The sequence below is a fragment of the Clostridia bacterium genome (assembly GCA_017438525.1).
In the GTDB taxonomy this organism is placed as follows: Bacteria; Bacillota; Clostridia; order Oscillospirales; family RGIG8002; genus RGIG8002.
In genome coordinates this window covers 1-20,458 of record JAFRVI010000057.1, presented here as the reverse complement: position 1 = coordinate 20,458, position 20,458 = coordinate 1, and the positions used below count along the sequence as shown (strand labels likewise).

Annotated in this window: 12 protein-coding genes; 10 read left to right on the top strand and 2 right to left on the bottom strand. The window is 57.3% G+C overall.

Annotated features, from left to right (window positions below; translation table 11 throughout):
• The first annotated feature begins 9 nt into the window (after nt 1-9).
• The 5 genes from IJL83_05775 to IJL83_05755 all read left to right on the top strand — a co-directional run bounded on the left by IJL83_05775 (nt 10) and on the right by IJL83_05755 (nt 10,211).
• A complete protein-coding gene (locus IJL83_05775) occupies nt 10-4,932 on the top strand; it encodes a hypothetical protein (GenBank protein ID MBQ6553105.1) in 4,923 nt (1,640 codons plus the stop codon).
• Nucleotides 4,933-5,090: 158 nt separating this feature from the next.
• Nucleotides 5,091-6,374: a UDP-N-acetylglucosamine 1-carboxyvinyltransferase gene (locus tag IJL83_05770; protein ID MBQ6553104.1), complete on the top strand. Its 1,284-nt coding sequence runs from the start codon at nt 5,091-5,093 to the stop codon at nt 6,372-6,374.
• 72 nt (nt 6,375-6,446) lie between these two features.
• Nucleotides 6,447-7,232, top strand: a complete 786-nt coding sequence (locus tag IJL83_05765) for an MBL fold metallo-hydrolase (protein MBQ6553103.1) — start codon at nt 6,447-6,449, stop codon at nt 7,230-7,232.
• An 11-nt stretch (nt 7,233-7,243) separates the two neighbouring features.
• The gene (locus tag IJL83_05760; protein ID MBQ6553102.1) at nt 7,244-9,637 is read left to right on the top strand and encodes a UvrD-helicase domain-containing protein; all 2,394 of its coding nucleotides are present in this window, start codon (nt 7,244-7,246) and stop codon (nt 9,635-9,637) included.
• Between the two features lies 1 nt (nt 9,638).
• Nucleotides 9,639-10,211, top strand: a complete 573-nt coding sequence (locus IJL83_05755) for a DUF1273 family protein (protein ID MBQ6553101.1) — start codon at nt 9,639-9,641, stop codon at nt 10,209-10,211.
• Nucleotides 10,212-10,581: 370 nt separating this feature from the next.
• Here the strand turns inward: IJL83_05755 and IJL83_05750 are convergent, their stop codons facing one another.
• The gene (locus tag IJL83_05750; GenBank protein ID MBQ6553100.1) at nt 10,582-12,558 is read right to left on the bottom strand and encodes a hypothetical protein; all 1,977 of its coding nucleotides are present in this window, start codon (nt 12,556-12,558) and stop codon (nt 10,582-10,584) included.
• 405 nt (nt 12,559-12,963) lie between these two features.
• The gene (locus IJL83_05745; GenBank protein MBQ6553099.1) at nt 12,964-14,505 is read right to left on the bottom strand and encodes a hypothetical protein; all 1,542 of its coding nucleotides are present in this window, start codon (nt 14,503-14,505) and stop codon (nt 12,964-12,966) included.
• Nucleotides 14,506-15,536: 1,031 nt separating this feature from the next.
• Here IJL83_05745 and IJL83_05740 point away from each other — a divergent pair.
• From IJL83_05740 to IJL83_05720, 5 genes are all read left to right on the top strand, one after another.
• Nucleotides 15,537-16,307 carry a S24/S26 family peptidase gene (locus IJL83_05740; GenBank protein MBQ6553098.1) on the top strand — a complete coding sequence of 257 codons (771 nt, stop codon included), beginning with the start codon at nt 15,537-15,539 and terminating at the stop codon, nt 16,305-16,307.
• On the top strand, nt 16,304-17,134 hold the full coding sequence (locus IJL83_05735; protein ID MBQ6553097.1) for a signal peptidase I: 831 nt from the start codon (nt 16,304-16,306) through the stop codon (nt 17,132-17,134). Before IJL83_05740 ends, IJL83_05735 begins: the two co-directional genes overlap by 4 nt.
• Nucleotides 17,135-17,193: 59 nt before the next feature.
• Complete coding sequence (locus IJL83_05730; protein MBQ6553096.1) at nt 17,194-17,826, top strand: hypothetical protein; 633 nt, start codon at nt 17,194-17,196, stop codon at nt 17,824-17,826.
• 58 nt (nt 17,827-17,884) lie between these two features.
• A complete protein-coding gene (locus IJL83_05725; GenBank protein ID MBQ6553095.1) occupies nt 17,885-19,060 on the top strand; it encodes a hypothetical protein in 1,176 nt (391 codons plus the stop codon).
• Nucleotides 19,061-19,215: 155 nt separating this feature from the next.
• A complete protein-coding gene (locus tag IJL83_05720; GenBank protein MBQ6553094.1) occupies nt 19,216-20,385 on the top strand; it encodes a hypothetical protein in 1,170 nt (389 codons plus the stop codon).
• Nucleotides 20,386-20,458 lie beyond the last annotated feature (73 nt).

The window sequence follows — 20,458 nt, the reverse complement described above, 5'->3', positions numbered from 1 at the left end:
GGGAGAGATATGAAAATCTTTTCTTCGATTGGCAAATGGATATCAACGCACAAGGCGATAAGCGTATCCGTCGCCGCCGCGCTCGTCGCGATAACGGTCGGCGCGGTGCTGCTTTTCGCGCTCAAGCCCGCGGTTTCGGACCCCGTGGCGATAAGCGCGGAGATAACTCCGACGGCAGCGGACGTCAACGGCGTTTTCACCGAGTCGCAGTTCCTGATCGCCGGTGAGCGCTTTGCGGACGCCGACGACCTGCGCACGCAGCTTTCCGCGGGTGTTGAAACGCCTTACGAGCTGGAGAAGACGGAGCAGGGCAACTACCTGCTCACCTTCGACGAGCCGCTCGAGCCGGATTCGATCCTCACGTTTATGATAGACGACGGCAAGGGCAACGATCGCTCCTACGCCTTCCAGACGCGCTCGGAGTTCGGCGTGCGCTCCTTCTTCCCGAAGAACGGCGGCGTCGCCGAGCCGAACACCGGCATTGAGATAACCTTCACACGCGACGACTTCACCGACTGGGAGAGCTTCATCACCGTCGAGCCGTCGACCACGCCGTACAGGATGGAGAAGGTCGGCAACCGCGTCGTCATCATCCCCGAGAAGCGCTGGGAGGAAATGACGACCTACGTCGTCACCGTCAAGGCCGGGTTCAGAACCGCATCCGGCGATGAATTAGAGGAAGACGCGACCGCGACCTTCAACATTGACAGGGACTACGATACCAACTACCTGATCGAACGCGCCGGAAGCATTGAGGAGACCTTCCTGACGACCGACGTGCCCGTCATCGAGCTGAGCGCGGATACCTATTCGGACAGGGGCCGCATCACCAAATACAGCGAAATACCCTTCGACGTCACGGTGCACAAGGTGGCGTCCGCGGACGCCTACGCGGAACTCATCCGCGCCATTGAGGTCAAGAACCTCTACAGCCGCAGCTACTACTATGAGAACCGGGGCTACGATATTGTCGACACCGCGGGTATGAATCAGCACGCTCAGGCGACGCTCAATCTTATACCCGAAGGATCCGGCAGTTATTCAAAATGTTTCCTTGTCCTGCCGGAAGAACTGCCGGAGGGCTATTACGTCGTGACCGCCTCTGCGAAGATCGGCGGCAAAGACTACGTCATCCAGAAGCTTATCCAGGTCAACGACACAGTCGTTTATATGCGCAGCGAAAACAAGCGCCTCCTCGTCTGGGTGAACGACGCGAAGACCGCGACTTCCGCCTCCGGCGCGACCGTGACGGTCGACGGCGAGAGCGCGGTGAAGACTTCCGGTAACGGCAGCGTTTCCATTCCGCTGACCGGTGACGCCCGCGCCGCTGTCGTGAAGATCGAGAACGGCAGCCGTCAGCCCTTCATCGGCTCGGTGCTGCTCGTTCCGGCGGAGGAGCTTCCGGCGTCTGACAGATACTATTCTTACATCTACACCGACAGGGAATCCTACCTGCCGACCGATACGATAAACGTATTCGGCGTTCTGCGCGGTAGGTACTCCTCCGCGCTGCCCGCGAAGATCACCGTCGCGCTCGGCGAGGTCGAATACACCTACGACTACGTATCGGACAGCAGCCGCAGCGATATACCCGCCGAAAACCGCGTTATCTCCGTCGAGGCGGAGGTGAACGAGAACGGCGTGTTCACCGCGAAGCTGCCGCTCAAATCCTTCAAACACGATTACTACGGCATAGCCGCGATCGTCGGCGACGAAGCCGTCTTCGTCGATTATATACAGGTCGAGGATTACACCAAGCCCGCCTTCAACGTCACCTTCGACAAGCTGAAGGATTACTACAAGGTAGGCGAGACGGTACACTTCGGAATGACCGCGGAGTACTACGGCGGCATCCCCGCCGCGGACGAGGAGTTCATCATCGACGGCAACACCTACACCACGGATTCTAAGGGCAGGATAACGGTCGATTTCCCGGTGACCGCGGGTGATAACTACAGCTACTGGAGCCCGAGTTACAAATACATCACCGTCAAGGATAACGTCACGCTCGACAAGGTCAACGAGTTCGGACTGAGCTACAGATACCTACGCTCTTCAGCAATGATAACCGTCGAGGCGAAGGGCGGGGACGGCGTTGCACACGTCGCCGCGAAGGTCAATCGCTTCAAGGATAACCTGACCGCCGATGTGCTCGATAACTACTATATCGATTACGAACCGCTCCGCGGCGCGCCCTACGATACCGACGTCCGGATCACAATCAAGAAAAACTATTACGATCCGCCGACGGAATACACATATTACGATTACATCGCGAAGAAGACGGTCACGGCGAAGAGGTACAACTATAACAGACATGAGGAAACCGTCTTCGATTCGGTCTTCACCGCCGCGGGCGGCGTAGTCGAGACGGACGTCTCTCTCGAGCCGCTCGAATACGGCTACTATATGGTTGAGGCCTCCTGCACCGACGACAGCGGCAGGTTCATAAAAAGCGCGACCGCCGTCGACGAAAGGTATTACTATTACGTCGGCAGCGAGAGTAACGTCAAACGATTCGGTCTGTCCGAAAGCGACAGAGAATACGACGGCATCGGCTGGTATGACTCTGTCAAACGGATGAAAGCACGAAGGATAGGCGAGACCTTCACGCTCGACCTGCTCGGCAAGGACGGCGTTCGTCCGGAAGGCGGCACGCTCATGCTCGGTATCGTCAACGAGGGATTCAGCGAGGAGCGCGTTTGCGCCTCCTTCCCGTTCGAGTTCACCTTCAAGGAGGAGTACGCCCCCGACGTCTACCTTGTCGGCGCGTTCTTCGACGGCAGGCGCATCTACAAGCTCAACGACGCTGTCGTGCCTTACGACTATGCGGAGAAGAAACTGAACGTAGACATAACAACGGATAAGAAAGAATACAGACCCGGCGACGAGATGAAGATAACCGTTTCCGTCAAGGACGAGAAGGGCGCCGGCCACGCCGGAACAGTGAACGTCAGCGTCGTTGATGAGGCGCAGTTCGCCGTCGCTCCGCAGAACGCCGACCTGCTCGGCTCCGTTTATGACAGGTGGCTCGGCAGCGGCGTCAGGGATACCTTCGTTTCTTTCACGCAGCATTCATTCAACGGCGACGACGACGGCGGTGCCGAAGGCGGCGGAGGGGGAGACGAAGGCGGCGTCAGACAAAACTTCGTCGATACCGCGGCGTTCGAGACCGCGCGCACGGACAAAAACGGCAATGCCGAAATAACGATAACGCTCCCCGATAACGTCACCGACTGGCGCATAACCGTCAACGCGATCTCGGACGATCTCTACGGCGGCAACGGCAAAAAGAACGTCAGCGCGTCGCTGAGCTTCGTGACCGACGCGGTCGTGGCGAAGACCTACCAGACGGGCGACGACGTCTCCTTCGGCGTCCACGCGTACGGCAAGGGAGTTTCCGTCGGCGAGACCGAGTTCACCGCGAAGCTCGCGAAGCCGGACGGCTCCGAGCAGACGCTCACGCAGTCCGCAAAGGGCAACGCCTTCACCTACTTCAACTTCGGGCAGCAGCCCGAGGGCGTTTACACCGTCACCGTCAGCGGAAAGAACGGATCCGAAAGCGACGCGATCGCCGAGACCTTCAGAGTCATATCGAACGCCGACGAGCTCCCGCTCTTCAAGGAGTTCGACCTCGCGGGCGGAGTCGACGTCAACGCGCTGCGCTCGCCCGTGACGCTCGTTTTCAGCAATGGTAACGCAAAGTATATCGCCTCTGCGCTTTACAAGCTTTATTACTCCGTCGGCGGCAGAGCCGACCAGCGCCTCGCGGCTGCGGTCGCGGGCAGGATGCTCGCGTCCTTCGCGCCGGAGGAGGAGAAGGCGTTCTACGCCGTTTCCGAAGCGGAGCAGGGCGAACTGCAGGAGACGAACGGCGGTATGGCGATATATCCCTACGCCGAAACGGATCCCTTCGTGACCGCGTTCGCGGTCTGGGCCGATCCGGACGCCTTCAACGCCGCGCGCGTCAGAAGCTACGCGCAGTCGCTTGACGAAACGGAGAAGTACCTCGTCCTCGCCGCGCTCGGCGATCCGGTACTGCTTGAAGTCCGCGCCAAGCTCGCGGAATCCGATGTGTCCGACCTCTACTCGCGTATGCTTTACGCCTGCGCGCTCGCTGCGCTGGGCGATGACTCCGGCGCGGAAGCGGAGTTCAACGCGACCTTCCGCCCGCTCGTTTCCGAGAGCGTAAGCGGCAGCGCCTTCATCAAGGCGGGCGACGACGGCGATATAAATGACCGCCTCACCGCGATGGCGCTGACGATCGTTTCCCGCACCGACAGAAACATCGCCAAGCGCCTTATGAAGCATATCTGCGACATAGAGAAGCCGACCGACTTCTACGGACTGCAGCAGGTTATATACGCCGCCAATATGCTCCGCGGCGCATACGGCAGCGCGTCCTTTGAATACGCCGGCGGCTCCGTAACGCTCAACGGAACGGCGACGAAGACGCTCAGGATCACGACGGATGAGCTCGCCGCCGCGAACTTCGCGGTGACCGAAGGCAGTGTCGACGTGACCGCTTACTACACCGGCGGCGCCGACGAGCTCGACGTTTCCGGCGCGACCTACACCGTCTCCAAGCGCGTCGAATCGGTGCGCGGCGGAAAGATTTCCGTCGGCGACAAGGTGCGCGTGACGATCGACGTTTCCGGCGTGAAGAACAAGCAGAGCGTCAACGTCATGGACTACATCCCGTCCGGCTTCCGCTTCTCCGAGTACGATTACAGCGCGAGCAACCACGCCTGGCTCTGCGATCAGGACGGCCAGCGCGTCACGATCTGCGCCTGGTCCCAAGGCGGCAGCGCCCGCGCGGTCTTCTACGTCCGCGCCGTAACGCCCGGAACCTTCGCCGTCAACAGCGCCTACGCCTGCGACTCCGGGAACGCCTGGGGCTTCAGCGGACGCTCGACGGTTACGGTCGAATAAAACCGCATAACAAAGCCGATTTGCGGCCGATACACCGTATCGGCCGCAAATTTGACAAAAAAATCAAATTTCCTCTTTTATTTTTACTAACTGTGTGTTATACTATAACAAGTGTAATTTGCGAAAATACCGATTCCGGACACGGAGGGATATTTCACTTGGACAGCATCATCGTAAGAGGCGGCAGGCGCCTGAAAGGTGAAGTCAATATCAGCGGCGCGAAAAACGCCGCCATAGCGGTCATTCCGGCGGCGATCCTTTCCGACGGCGTGTGCCACATAGATAACATACCGAACATATCCGACGTCTTCACGGAGCTCGAAACGCTCACCAGCATGGGCGCGACGGTGACTATGCGCACCGCCAACAGCTTCGACATAGACACGCGCGGACTGCGCAACGTCGCTCCGCCTTACGAGCTCGCGCGGAAGATGCGCGCCAGCTACTACTTTCTCGGCGCTCTTGCCGGGCGCTTCGGCGAAGCGTCCGTTCCGATGCCGGGCGGCTGCGATATCGGCGTGCGCCCGATCGACCAGCACATCAAGGGCTTCGAGGCCCTTGGCGCGACGGTCGACACAACCGGCGGAATAATCAATCTGAAGTCGGACCGGCTCCTCGGCTCGTCCGTATACCTCGACGTCGTCTCCGTCGGCGCGACGGTGAACATCATGCTCGCCGCCGTGAAGGCGAGGGGACTGACCGTCATCGAGAACGCTGCGAAGGAGCCGCACATCGTCGACCTCGCGAACTTTCTGAATACGATGGGAGCCGACGTGCGCGGCGCCGGTACGGACACTATCAAGATCCGCGGCGTCCAGCAGCTCCACGGCTGCAGCTACGCGCTGATCCCCGATCAGATCGAAGCCGGCACCTACATGGCGGCGGTCGCGGGCGCGGGCGGCGAAGTGCTGATCAACAACATCATCCCGAAGCACCTTGAATCCATCAGCGCGAAGCTGGAGGAAATGGGCGCGGAGATCCGCGAATACGACGAAGCGGTCTACGTCGGCAGGACCGGCCCGCTGAACAAGGTCAACATCAAGACGATGCCGCACCCCGGCTTTCCGACGGATATGCACCCGCAGATCGCGGCGGTGCTTTCCATCGCCAACGGCACGAGCATCATCAACGAGAGCGTGTGGGAGAACCGCTTCAAATACGTCGACGAGCTCAAGCGCTTCGGCGCGAACATCCAGGTGGACGGCAAGATCGCGGTCATCGAGGGCGTGGAGAAGCTGAAGGCGGCTCCGGTCCGCGCGACCGACCTGCGCGCCGGCGCTGCGATGATAATCGCCGGACTCATGGCGGAGGGCGAGACCGAGATAACCCACATCCACCACATCGAGCGCGGCTATGAGAATATCATCGAGAAGCTCCGCGCGCTCGGCGCCGACATAAGCTTGAAAAAGGACTATACCGACACGGAAAACGTCGCCGGATAAAACGGAATAGAATAAAAAAGCGGGGTGGGCGCGGCGCCCGCCCCGTTTTCGATAAAAGGAGAAGTGAGCGCCTTGCGGTTTTTCAGCATCGCATCCGGAAGCAAAGGCAATTGCATATGCGTCGAAAGCGGCGGAACCGCCGTCCTCATAGACGCGGGAGTTCCGTCCCGCCGCGTAGCCGAAGTGCTGCACGGCTTCGGCATTGCGCCCGCCGCGGTGAAGGGCGTCTTCATCACGCACGAGCACTCCGATCATGTCAAATGCCTGCCTTACGTCATCCGCGCCGTCAAGGCGCCGGTCTTCGCGAATATGAACACGATAAACGCGCTGAACTTGCGCGCCGCTTCGGACGGCTGCGCCTTCTACGAGCTGCCGACGGGCAGGGAGGCGGATATGGGCGCGCTCTCGCTGTGCTCCTTCCGCACGTCCCACGATGCCGCCGAAAGCGTCGGCTACGTTGTTTCCGACGGCAAAACGCGCCTCGCGGTCTGCACCGACACCGGCAGGATGACGAAGGAGGCTTCTGAGGCGATCGCCGGCTGCCGCCTTGTCTACATAGAATCCAACCACGACGAGGAAATGCTCATCAACGGCCCGTACCCGGCGTATCTGAAAGACCGCATCCTCAGCAGCCGCGGCCACCTGTCAAACACCGAGTGCGCCTGCTCCTGCCGCGCCTTCGCGGCGAGCGGCGCTGAGCACTTCGTCCTCGCGCACCTGAGCGAAGAGAACAACACGCCCGAGCTCGCGGTCACCACCGTCGGCGGCATCCTCGCCGCGGGCGGCGTACGCGTAGGCGAAGACTGCACGCTCGAAGCGGCGGGGCAGTACGGGCCCTCGCGCGTGTACGAAATATAAAGGAAGAAACAATGAGCGTAAAGACCGATTTCCTGCGGCTGCGCAGGGAGTACATCGAATCCGAATACGAACGCCTCAACGCCATGCAGCGCAAAGCGGTGCTCGCTTCGGGCAGCCCGCTTCTCATCCTCGCGGGAGCCGGCAGCGGCAAAACGACCGTCATAGTCGAAAAGATCGCCTGCCTGCTGCGCTTCGGCGACGCCTATAACAGCGACGAAGTCTGCTTCGACCCGACCGCGGACGACGTCGCGGAGCTGGAAGCCGCGCTGAAGCTGAAAGCGCCGCTTTCCGAGCGCCTGCGCCGGATGCTCTCCGTCGACGCGCCGAAGCCGTGGCAGGTGCTGGCGATAACCTTCACCAACAAGGCGGCGAACGAGCTGAAGGAGCGCATCGCGCTCTCCTGCGGCGCCGACGCCGCGCAGGACGTCTGGGCGTCCACCTTCCACTCGGCATGCGTGCGCATCCTGCGCCGCGAGATCGAAGCGCTCGGCTACTCGAGCGCCTTCACCATCTACGACGCGGACGACACCAAGCGCGTGATAAAAGAAGCCGTGAAGTCCCTCGGGCTCGACGGCGACTACTACAAGCCCGCCGCGGTCGCGGCGCGCATCTCCGCGGCGAAGTCCGCCTTCATCGGCGCCGACGAATACGCGAAGGACGCGACCGGCGACGTCTTCCTCGAGAGCGTCGCGAAGATCTACGCCCGCTACGCCGAAACGCTGAAAAAAGCCAACGCCGTCGACTTCGACGACATCATCAACCTTACCGTGAAGCTCTTCCGCGAGTTCCCGGACCGCCTGGCGTACTGGCGCGAAAAGTTCCGCTTCGTCCTCGTCGACGAGTATCAGGACACCAACGCCGCGCAGTTCCTGCTCGTCTATCTGCTGACGAAGGAAACGCGCAGCGTCTGCGTCGTCGGCGACGACGACCAGAGCATCTACAAATTCCGCGGAGCGACGATCCGCAACATACTCGACTTCGAGAAATACTACCCCGAAGCCGTCACCATACGCCTCGAGCAGAACTACCGCTCGACGGGCAACATCCTCGCGGCGGCGAACGCCGTCATCGCGAACAACCTCGAGCGCAAGGGCAAAAACCTCTGGACCGAGAAGCCGCTCGGCGAAAAGATCACGCTCTGCACCTGCGCGGACGAGCGCGGCGAAGGCGACTACGTCGCGGCGTGCATCCTGAAGCATCAGCGCGAGGGCGGCAAGCTTTCCGACTGCGCGGTGCTCTACCGCACGAACGCGCAGGCGGCGCAGATCGAGCAGAGCTTAAACTACTTCAAGATCCCCAACCGCGTCATCGGCGGCACGCGCTTCTTCGAGCGCCGCGAGATAAAAGACGTGATTTCCTACCTCTGCGTAATAGCCAACCCGAGCGACGACCTGCGCCTTAAGCGCATAATCAACCTGCCCAAGCGCGGCATCGGCGACACGACGGTGGAAGCCGCCGAACGCATCGCCGCGGGGCTGGGCGAGCCCATCATAAACGTAATACGCGAAGCGGAGAACTACCCCGACCTCGAGCGGTCGAAGGCGAAGCTCGCGGAGTTCTGCGCGCTGCTGGACGAGCTTACCGACGCGGCGCTGAACGCGCCCTTCGAGGATATCGTCAAGACCGTCGCGGAGAAGAGCGGCTATATGGCGATGCTCGCGGCGGAGCGCGACCGCGACGGACTCGACCGCGCGGATAACGTCCTCGAGCTCGGCTCGATGCTCATCCGCTACAAAAACGACAAGACCGCCGCCGGCGAAGAAGCGACGCTTACCGGCTTCCTCGAGGATATGTCCCTCGTCACCGACATCGACGACTACGACAAAAACGCCGACGCCGTCGTGCTCATGACGCTGCACAACGCCAAGGGGCTGGAGTTCAACGTCGTCTTCATAACCGGCCTCGAGGAGGAGCTCTTCCCGTCGATGCGCTCATACGACGACGGCGAGATCGAGGAGGAGCGCCGCCTTATGTACGTCGGCGTCACACGCGCGCGGGAGAAGCTCTACCTGACCCGCGCCGAGCAGCGCCTGCTCTACGGCGCGACGCGCTTCAAGAGGCCGTCCCGCTTCCTCGAGGAGCTGCCGCGCGAATACGTCGAGAAGACCGATACCCTCCCGAAACGCACGGTGAAAGCCGACTTCGGCGACTTCTTCGGCGTCGCGCGCTCGACCTACGCGCCCAAGCGCCCGCCCGCGGGACGCCCGCCGCGTCCCTCGGCTTCCGCCTCCGCGCCGAAGGCGGGGAAGACCTTCTCCGTCGGCGACCGCGTGAAGCACGCGGCCTTCGGCGAAGGCACGGTCGTCTCCGCGATCCCGATGGGCAACGACACGCTGCTCGAGGTCAATTTCACGGTCGGCAAAAAGAAGATAATGGCGAACTTCGCCCCGATAGAGAAGATATAATATGAACGATATTCATATTTCAAGCGCAAAAAAGCCGTACGCGATGCCCGAAGGGCTGACGCTCCTGCCGGAGCGCACCTGCTGCTTCACGGGGCACCGCCCGGCGGCGCTCGGCTTCGTGGAGGACAGCGCGGAGGCTGTGCGCGTCAAGGCGCGCCTGCGCGAAGAGATCCTGCGGCACGCCGCGCTCGGCGTGGACGTCTTCATCACCGGCATGGCGCAGGGGATCGACACGTGGGCGGGGGAGATATGCGCCCGCCTGCGCGGAGAGGGAACTCCGCTGCGGCTGATCGCGGCGCGTCCGAGTCCGGCGCAGATGTCGAAGGCGTCGGGCGAGGCGAAGCAGCGTTACGAAGCGCTGCTGGAGCAGTGCGACGCGGTGGTGACCGTTTCGGAGAAATACACCCCGTGGTGCAACCACGACCGCGACCGCTTCATGGTGGAAAACTCGGCTTACGTCATCGGCGTCTACAACGGCGCCGACTCCGGCGGCACGTATTACACCCTGCGCTACGCGCGAAAGCTCGGCCGCGCCATCACGCTCATCACCACCGGCACGATACTGGACCTCTGAAGGCTCCCCTGTGCAAGGTAGCGGAGCGAGAAACGCGGCAGTGAATGACAGTCCAGTGGACTGTCAGAGCCGCGTTTCTGACCGAGCCCGCAGGCGAGAAAGCTGTCATTTTTGCGGAGCAAAATGACTGAGGGGTTGTTGGTTTCCTCAAAGCGAACCTGTGATTGCACAACCCCTCCGTCTCGCCTCGCTTTCACCTCGGCGATCCACCTCCCCTTGCACAGGGGAGGCGTAACCCCGCCGTGCGCCCCTCGCGCGCGGCTTTGAATTATAAAAAACCGATTTCTGAAAAAGCACGGTAAAAGAGCGCACGCGTTTGGCGTGCGCTCTTTCGATGATTTAGCTTTACGGGCGATAGCTTCTATTCGCCTTATCTGTCCATGTGAATAGTGTATCCCTCGTAAATATTGCTGATGGCCGCGAAGGCGGCGTCGCCGACCTTGCCTTCCATATTTATCAGGTTGGCTTCCGGAACGTCGGCGTAACCCGGATTCCTGGCGTAAAGAGTACCGGTGTAAATATCGCTGACGGTGCTGTTATACGGAATATTCAGCGTACCGCTGCTGACGCAGTTATCAAAGGAGAGATAAGTGCCGCCGACCAGCTGCCCGATGAACGGAGCGACATACAGGTATCCGGCTCCTTTATTGCACGGCTCCCAGTAAATATCCGCGCTCACGGTGCAGTCTTTGAACAGCGAGTGGTAGTTTGATTTCGTTTCCCATGCAGCAACTGTAATTCCGCCGATATTGCCGGACTTAGAGCGAATCGTACCGGAAACGGTGACGTTATCGAACTGTGCGCCGTAGTAGGTATATGACGACAGAACGCCGGTATCGAGGCCGGTCACGATATTGCAGTCGACCTTCAGATTCTTAATCGTGCCGTTGCAGACTTCGCCGAACAGCGCGATGGCTGAAGTCTCAGGCATCGCTGAATCATCGTTCCAGTTGAAACGGATGGTATGATTGCCGCCGTCGAAAACGCCGAAGTAAACGCCCGAATAAGAGTCGTGAGCAAATTCGCCCTTCATTACGTAGATGACGTTCATGCACCAGTTTTCAATCGTGATGTCGCTTGTAAGCTTGTAGCAATACTCATTCAGGCTCTGCTCCCAATCGGCGTCATACTCATAATCGTTCGCAATGGCGCGGAAGTCCTTCGCGCTCGAGATGAGATAAGGATAATCCTCGTCGCCGAAGCCGCCGGAATACTTAATCTCGGCGGTGAAGGGACTGAAGGAATCGGTGATGAAGGTGATGACTCCTTCAACGGGATCGTAGTAATACTTATTCAGCGCAAGATCGGCGATATCATCGACCTCGGTAAGCGCGGTCGAGTTGTGATAGAATCCCTGAATATCGACCTGACCGATTTTCATTTCGACAGTGATGCCGGTCGAGCTCGAGACCTTCTGCCCGTTCTGATTCACGAGGGAAACGTCGTAGGTTATCGCGTTGTTGCTGTTATTGATAACCACGGAGGCGTCGGTGCTCGTGGGCGTGACGGTAAGCGTCAGGACGTCGCCGGGAGCGGCATTTTCGGAACCGGCGGGAACCGTGGCGGTGTTTTCGCCAGCAGTGATGACCGTTTCACCGGTCGCGGGAACAGTCGCGTTGGAAATCGCCTGTCCGGGGAACTCGGAGAGGGCGTCGTAAGTGTTGCTGAAGCTGTCGCTCTCGACGGTGAACTGAGTCGCAAGGGCGTTCAGGCCGAAGCTGATCTCGGGCTTCGCGTTCGGCAGCGGGTTTGCTTCATTGCCGGTATTGCTCGGCAGATAAATAACGAGCGCGATAACGCCGGAGGTAGTTTTCTTCTGCAGATTCGCGGTGGGAACCAGCTCGGTATCAGAGATCTTACCGGCGGTGCCGATAGCGCTAATCGCGTCTTCGCGGGTGGCGAAAGGAGCGGTAACGTTCTGCGCCTGACCGAACTTCAGGTAATTGGAGAGCTTATAGGTAACTCCGACCTGATTGGTTCCTTCCTTCTCTTCATAAACCTTCGCGGCGAGACTGTACTTGAACGCGAGATCGCCCTCGTTCTTAACGCGGACGTACGCGACCTGTACCGCGCCGGGCTCGAAGGTAAGCGCGCCGGCAGTCTCGTTGAAAATCTTGGTCTGATCGGTCACGGTTACCCAATTGTCCTCATTGGAGAAACCGCCGTCATTTTCGCCGGTGTACTTCTCAATCACCATTTCCAAGCTGCCGGAGACGATCTTGTTTCTGCCGCTGGTGACGCTGTCGTTATACCACGCGTAGGTGGTGCCGGCGAACATCGTGAAGCACAGCACGAACGACAGGAAGCTGCTCAGAAACGCACGCTTGGCTGATTTCTGTTTTTTCATTGTGTCTCCTCCTTTGTGTTTTGGGGGGTAATTAACATTTCGGATCAAAAGCGGCGATATGCGCCTCTTATGATTTATAAATATGTAACCTTTCCGCCTTTCCGGCGGTGGAGCTCCCTCAGACGAGGGAGCTGTCGAGAAGGGCAACGCCATTCGAGACTGAGGGAGGGAAAACCCTGCCTCTTTCGCGAACGGAGTGTTGAAGGAGAGGCCTTTCACTCCCTCCGTCATCCTCGGCTTCGCCTCGGATGCCACCTCCCTCGTCTGATGGAGGTGTTCAACGCTCTGTGGTCGCCTTTCCGGCGGTAGAAGGACGCAACCTGCGTCGTGTCCTTCTACCGCCGCCCGTTCGCAAACGGGCGGCAATAAGCTTAGTTAGCTGTGCGTGTTGTCACGCGGGGGTGATTACGCATAAATGTTGCTGTAATCAATGCCGGTGCACTCAGGAGCAACATAGAACTTCTGTGCGCCGCCATTTATGATGTTGAACGTACCACCGGTTACGCTGACCTTAACCTTACCAGTGTAGTCAGTGCCATTCGGGTTGACAATGTACAGAGGAGTATAACCGCTGATGTTACCATTAGTGATACTCACATCGATAGTCGCGTTTCCGTAATAAGAAACACCAACGCCAGCGCCTGCGGTAGACGTTCCGCTACCATTGTAATGGTTGCTGGAGGGCTGCGCAGTACCAGTGATGGTACCGCCTTCAACTGTCAGCTTACCAGCGCGGACTTCGATACCGGTGGTGCCGGTAATCTTGGCGCCTTCTTTAACGTTAACAGTAGCTTTACCATTCAGAGCAACCGCAACGTCATCATTTTCGATTTCGCCATAGATATTAATGACGGTGTCGCCGGTCTTCATATTGCCATCGACAAAGAGTATACCTTCAACCTTGCCGTAAATATCAACTGTAGCGTTTCCTTCAGCTTCGGTGTTCGTGCCATAGGACTTTCTCACAAAAATGGGGTAGTCGCCTTTAACAGTAACGCCTTCGCCGATAATTACATGGGGGTTCTTATCGGTTGTTGCACCCGCGACAAGGATTCCGAAATAATCGGCGTCGATTGTGCCGTTCTTCAGAGTAACAGTACCGTCATAAACAAAGAAGGCACCGTCGGAATCACCGGTTATCGTGTTACCACCGAGGTCAATGGTGATTTCCTTATCAGTATTAATAACGATGTAATCATCGATATCGCCGGTAACCGTAATGATATCTCCGTTTTCTGCATCAGCAATAGCGGTTCTCAATGCAGAAGTGTCAGCCGCCTTGATGACAGGGAATTCGGCAAGAGCATCATACTGATTGCCAAAACTGTCTTCTTCAACAGTCGCCTGAGTCGCAACCACGGCAACATCAATAATGACGTCCTTTTCCTGATACTCGTTGCCCGCGAGTTCGTCCATATGGACGGCGAGAGCGAAGTAATCAGTTTCGCCAACATCGAGTTTGCCATTGGGGGCGGCAGTGATTGTACCCGCAACAACGGGAGCAGCATCGGCCTTAATGTCATCCCACTTAGTGGCCTGAACATTATTATACTCAACGCCATCAGCAAGAACATACTGAAGGGCTCCCGCAAGACCGCGATCGGCTATGCTGAGAATGATGTTGTACTTGAGAGCGAGGTTGCCCTTGTTCTCAACGCCGAGGTAGACGATCTGAGTTTTGCCGGGCTCCCAAAGGGTAACGGTGCTGTTGTTGGCAGTAGCCGCTTCCTTGAAGATATCGCCCTGTCCGTCAGCGATGGAAACATAGCCATTGCCGCTGTTCATAACCAGATCGACCTTCAGCTTACCGGCAAGAATGCGGTTGTTGCTGCTGGTTACGCTGTCGGTAAACCACGCGAAAGTGGTACCGGCCAGCATGGTGAAGCACATAGCAAGGATAAGCAGGGAGCTTATCAGAGCGCGCTTCGTTGACTTTTTCTTTGTCATGATGTTTTCCTCCTAAGATTCTTTATTTTGCAAAATATATAAAAGAGCCATGACACTCTTTTATACACCTATTCGGCTTCCCCTCGAGGGTAGCGAAGCGGAGGGCGCGGTAGTGAATGACAGCCCGGTGGGCTGTCAGAGCCGCGACCTGACCGAGCCCGCAGGCGAGACAGCTGTCGAGAAGGGCAACGCCCTTCGAGACTGATGAGGTGTTATTCAATAATAACCGTGCGCGTATGTGCTGCGCCTCATCCGCCTTGACGCCGCCTACGGCGGCTACACCTCATCCGGCGCTTCGCGCCACCTTCTCCTCAAGGGGAAGGCTTATTATCCCCTCGCGCTCCGCCGCGAACATTAAACAACATAATCAGTATTATGTTGTTTAATTTCGGCGCGCCGCCTCAGAGAGCTTCGTCCGCGCGGATCGCGGAACGGCGCCCGGCAGGCCTTCTGCCGTGAAACCAAACAGTCGTCGCGAAAACCTCTCGCTTTCGCGGTTTTCGCGCGCCGCCTGACAACAATTTCTTATCATAAGGCGATAATAGACTATTCAATCAAACGCTATTATAAACGCTCCGAATGAAAAATGCAAGAGTTTTTTGGAAAAAAATTAATAATTCAGCTGACTTTTTTTGCTTTTCGAGGCAAAAAGCCGTTCGCGGACGGTGTTTTCGGCGAAAGCGGCGCCGCGGACCGCGGTCCGGCGCGGGAGCGTCACGCAGACTCCGGTCGCGCGAAAAGGGATCCGCCGCGGGCGTGTACAGGCGGTCTTTTACATTTACCGCGAATTGCGTTTACGCCGTTTCGGTATGGCCTTGCTATCGAAACGCGCTACTATTTTATTATGTAGATTGTTTCGCGCCATCCTGCAAATTAAACAACATAATACTGATTATGTTGTTTAACCAAAATTAATAAATACGTCTACGTCGCGTGAGTTTAAGCGTGCACTTCTCAAATAAATTCACGGGCTTTTGGTGTTAGATTAAGTTTGAAATCAAGCGCATTTGCTTCGTTGAAGGGGTAATTTTATGAAGAAAGCTCTCAACATCACGAAAAAAGTCTTCATATGGCTGCTTGTTGTGTTCTCGGTAGCGATGATCGTGTTCACGCTGATATCGGTAACGACCTTCAATCAGAATGACCGCGGCATTTTCGGCTACCGTTTATTCGCGGTAAAGACGAATTCGATGGCGGCAACCGACTTCAAAGCGGGCGACGTTGCGATAATCAAAAAGCTTGATTCCGAAGGCCTTGCGCAGCTGAAGGAAGGCGATATCATCGCCTTCATCTCGCAGAACGGCGAGAGCTACGGCGAAACGATAACCCACAAGATCCGCCGCTTGACCACGGACGCGGAAGGCAACCCCGGCTTCGTGACCTACGGCACGACGACCGACACCGACGACGAGACCGTTGTGACTTACCCATACGTGATAGGACAGTATAAAGGCCGCATCGCGTGCATAGGCTCGTTCTTCCTGTTCCTCAAAACTACGCCGGGCTTCATCACCTGCATATTCGTGCCGCTGACGTTGCTCATCCTCTATAACGGAGTAAAGCTGATAATCCTATTCCGCCGCTACAAGCGCGAACAGCTCGAGAGCCTCGAGAAGGAGCGCAGCGAGGTTGAAGAAGAGAAGAAGCGTTCCGCCGAGATGATGCGCAAGCTCGAGGAGCTTCAGGAGCAGCTCCGCGCGAGCGGTATAAATATAGATAATGTAGAAACTTCCGCAAAAGCACCGGAAACGGAATCCCCCGAGGCTGAAGGCGAAACGGAAGCGGACGGAGCCGACAAATGAGCGAAACCGTAAAAAAAAACGATTCCGGCGCGCATCTTCGCGAGAGCGAGGAGTGCCCGAAAAAGAAATGGCCGGCGATTGTCAGAAGAGTACTGCTTATTCTGATTGTCGCGCTTGCCGTAGGCATGGTAGTATTCACAATCTTCTCGGTGACCGTTTTCGATCAGAACGACCGTGGCATATTCGGTTTTAAGTTCTTCGTTGTCCAGACGGATTCGATGGCGGCGACCGATTTCAAGGCGGGCGATGTCGTGATATCGAAAGAAACAGACCCGGAGACGCTCAAGCCCGGCGATATAATTACATTCATCTCTCGCGACGGTTCCAGCTACGGCGAAACGATCACGCACAAGATCCGCCGCCGCACGACCGACGCGGAAGGCCGTCCCGCTTTTGTTACCTATGGTACGACGACGAATTCGGACGACCGCTCGACGGTTTCGTATCAATACATAATCGGCAAATACGTTGGGCGCATACCGGGCATCGGCGACTTCTTCGCGTTTATCAAGACGCCGCCGGGCTATATGATATGTATCTTCGTGCCGTTCATCCTGCTGATAATGTATCACGGATTCAACGTTATCCGCATGTTCCGCAGATACAGACGCGAGCAGAAGGAAGAAATGGAAACGGAGCGTCAGCAGCTCGAGGATGAGCGTACCGAAACGATGCGGATGCTCGAGGAGCTCCGCAAGCTTCAGGCGAAGCTCGGGGAGCAGGGCGTCGACGTCGGCGCTTCACCCGCCGCGTCCGCCGAAGAGGAGCCCGCCGTCGACGGCGGCGCCGAAGCCGGGGCTGAGGAGCTCCGTGAAGAGGGTTCTTAACAGCTTTTGCTGTATAGAATAGATCGTCATAATAATTAAATATAAGGAGGAAAACCAAAATGACGAAAAACAAGACCAAGAAAACAATTTTGGTAAGCCTTGTCGCTATGCTTGTCTGCGTTGCGATGCTTACCGGCGTGACCTACGCGCTGTTCTCGAAGACTGTGACTTCCGCGAACAACGTAATCACCGTGAGCAAGTATGATGTGGCGGTTCAGTGGTCTAGCGCGGCTGACAGCGGTTATGCCGAACTCACAGAAGCAGATTCGATTTTCAAGTCTACAGATGCAGATACAACGGGCCTTACGTCTGGCTCCCAGGTCGTTAGGTACATCAAGCTCATCAACAACAATAGCTATGATGTAACTGTGAATATTAGTATTGCGTATACTTCTGGAGAAACTAATACTCTTGCCGAGTATCTGAAGGTATACAAAACCGCAACTTCAGCCGACACTACCGGTGCCACGGAGGTTACTTTCGCCGACGCGCAACTCATAGCCGCGACCGACAATACGTTAAACCTTGTTGTAGCTGCTTCTACTCCTAACATTGCTTCTATAGCTGTACCCGCCGGCAAATCCCGCTACGTTGGTATCGGCTTCAAGGTCGCTGATCTTTCGGGGGCCCCAACAACGGATCTCGCAGCTAACTTCGGCCTTACTATCGACCTTGCTCAGGTTTCGGCCTAACCCCCTTTCAACACAACGTTTATAAACCCTACTTTTGCAGAAAGGAGGAAAACAACCTATGAAAACAACAACCAATAAGCGCGCCAAAGGCGACAGATCCGTGAAACACGCTCTTTACGTCAGCATCGGAGTTATGGTGCTGAGTCTGGTAATGCTCGTCGGCATGACCTTCGCGTGGTTCACCGCGCAGGTGGAATCCGATACAAACTTCATCAGGACCGGCTCTGTCAGTGTCGCTATGGAGTGGAAAGAGAACTGGGCCGATAATTGGACGAGTTTCACTTCTTCGTCGAAGCTTTATGACGTGACCTGGATTCCGGGTGAATACGGCGTGCGCTATATCCACGTAAAGAACAACAACGCGTTCCCCGTTTCGCTCGACGTTACCATCGGAGCGATTTCGGACGTTGAAAACTCCGCTGCCCTTAAGTCCGAGCTCAATATTTACAAGAAGACTGAGGGCGTAGATGCTGCCGTCACGTCGCTTGTCGCTATGGGCACTCCCACGCAGATGGACGCCGCGAACGCCGGCAAGATCGTTGAGAACAAGGTCCTGGCGGCCGGCGAGGAAATCGTCGTAGCGCTTGCGATCGAACTCAAGTCTACCGCTACCGTGGAAAACGCCGCTGTTCAGTTCAAGGTCATCATCGGCGCATCCCAGCAGGCGGCTACGACTCCCGATGCCACGCTCACGAGCCTGACTTCCGCGCAGATAGAGGCGACAGGCTGGCCCGTGGATTCCGCGGATCCCACGAATCCCGCGACAAATGGCATTGACAGCTTTGTAACAAATCCGCCTGTGCATTGTAACGAGCTCGATATGGCTGCTTCTTTCTCCGCGAACGAGACTGCCGCGGAGGTAGCTGAGAAGGAGTATAAAGATTGGCGCGTAGACTTCCTGCTCTCCTTCAACAAGGACGTTGCGGCCACCGACATCTTCATCGCCGGGCAGATGGATAGCTTTGGTCCCTACTGGATTGGAGATATTATCGGCAAGGATCTCACCGCGGGCGAAAAGCTTGCGATAATGTACGACTGGATCGCGCCCGCGTTCGGAAACCAGCCCTTCGTGATTTCTTACGAAGATGTTGTCACTACAGTCGGCGTCTTCAACTGCGGAATATCCAGACTCGACGATACCGTCACTGATCTCGTTGCAACTCTCGAGCTCGTCATGTATGACGAAAGCAACAACCCGCACGTGATCAGAACCACGACTTACACTTTTGACTGATGAAGGGCCATTTAGGGCGCGAAACAACCACTTAAACGCGCGGGCGCACGGCGCGTGCTCGTTGCGCTCGCGCAAACCAAAGCATCAAACGGCAAGACGGGGGTCATGACCCGTCGGACCCTTTTGACGAATAAACTTTTTACAGGAGGAAAACAATGACTAAATCCAAGAAGACAAAAAAAGCGTTGTTGAGCAGCTTCATGGTTCTGATGCTTTGCTTCACGATGCTTGTCGGAACCACTTTTGCATGGTTCACCGATAGCGTTACTGCCGGCAATAACAGGATCATCGCCGGCAACCTCAGCATCGATCTCTTGATCAAGACCAAGGGCGATACTGATTACGTCTCCGTCAAGGAAGACGCCACCAAAGCCGCGTTCGATTACGACCTTTGGGAGCCCGGCTACACTGAAGTCGCGAATGCCAAGGTTATGAACACCGGCAACCTCGCGCTCAAGTACACCATGAGACTTGTTGCCAACGGCGACGTTTCGATCCTCGCCGACGTCATCGACGTCTACTACGCTGCGAGCGAAGTCGCTGTTGCTGACAGAACCCTCGGCGGTCTGACCCGCCTCGGCACTCTCGCCGAAGTCATCGGCGGCGGCGCTCAGTACAATATCAACGACAACCTGCTCGCCGGAGAGTCCGACTTTGCGACCATCGCCCTGCACATGCAGGAGACCGCCGGCAACGAGTATCAGGGCCTTTCCATCGGCTCCAGTTTCGCGCTGCAGATCCTCGCCACGCAGTACACCTACGAGGCCGACAGCTTCGACAATCAGTATGACGCTCTCGCTGAGTATGATGAAGTTCCCGTTGCGACCGTGACCGCGATCAATCCCGGCACGATCGACGTGAGCGACAACGGCGGTATCATCGCTGACGACATCGAGCTCGACAAGGCGTATGAGTTTGCTGCCACCGAAGCCACCGCCGACCCCGACTATGCCGGTTATCACGCCGACTTCGTCATTAGTGCCGACAACGCCATCCCCGCGAATGCCCTGCTTGTTGCGGGCCAGTATGACACTTTCGGTGCCGGTTGGTACGGTCAGGTGCTCCCCGCGACAGCGGCTGACACCGAGATCCGTCTGCTGAAGGACGGTATGGGCGTTTCGATCACCTATGATGAGCTCTGCAATCTCGTCAAGACGTTCGATTGCGGCGCCAAGGATGTTTCCGGGACCAACGCTCTCGCCGGAACGACCGTCAAGGTCGAGCTCCGCCTCTATAAGACGGATACGACTCTCGGCGCGCTCTCCAGCTTCGACAGCGAGACCGGCTATTACATCGTCGCCGGATCCTTCACCTACACGTTCTGATGAAACGTGACGTCATCGGCGCCTTGCGCCGTGACGATTGAGAAAGCCACAACGCCGGCTGACGCGATATCGC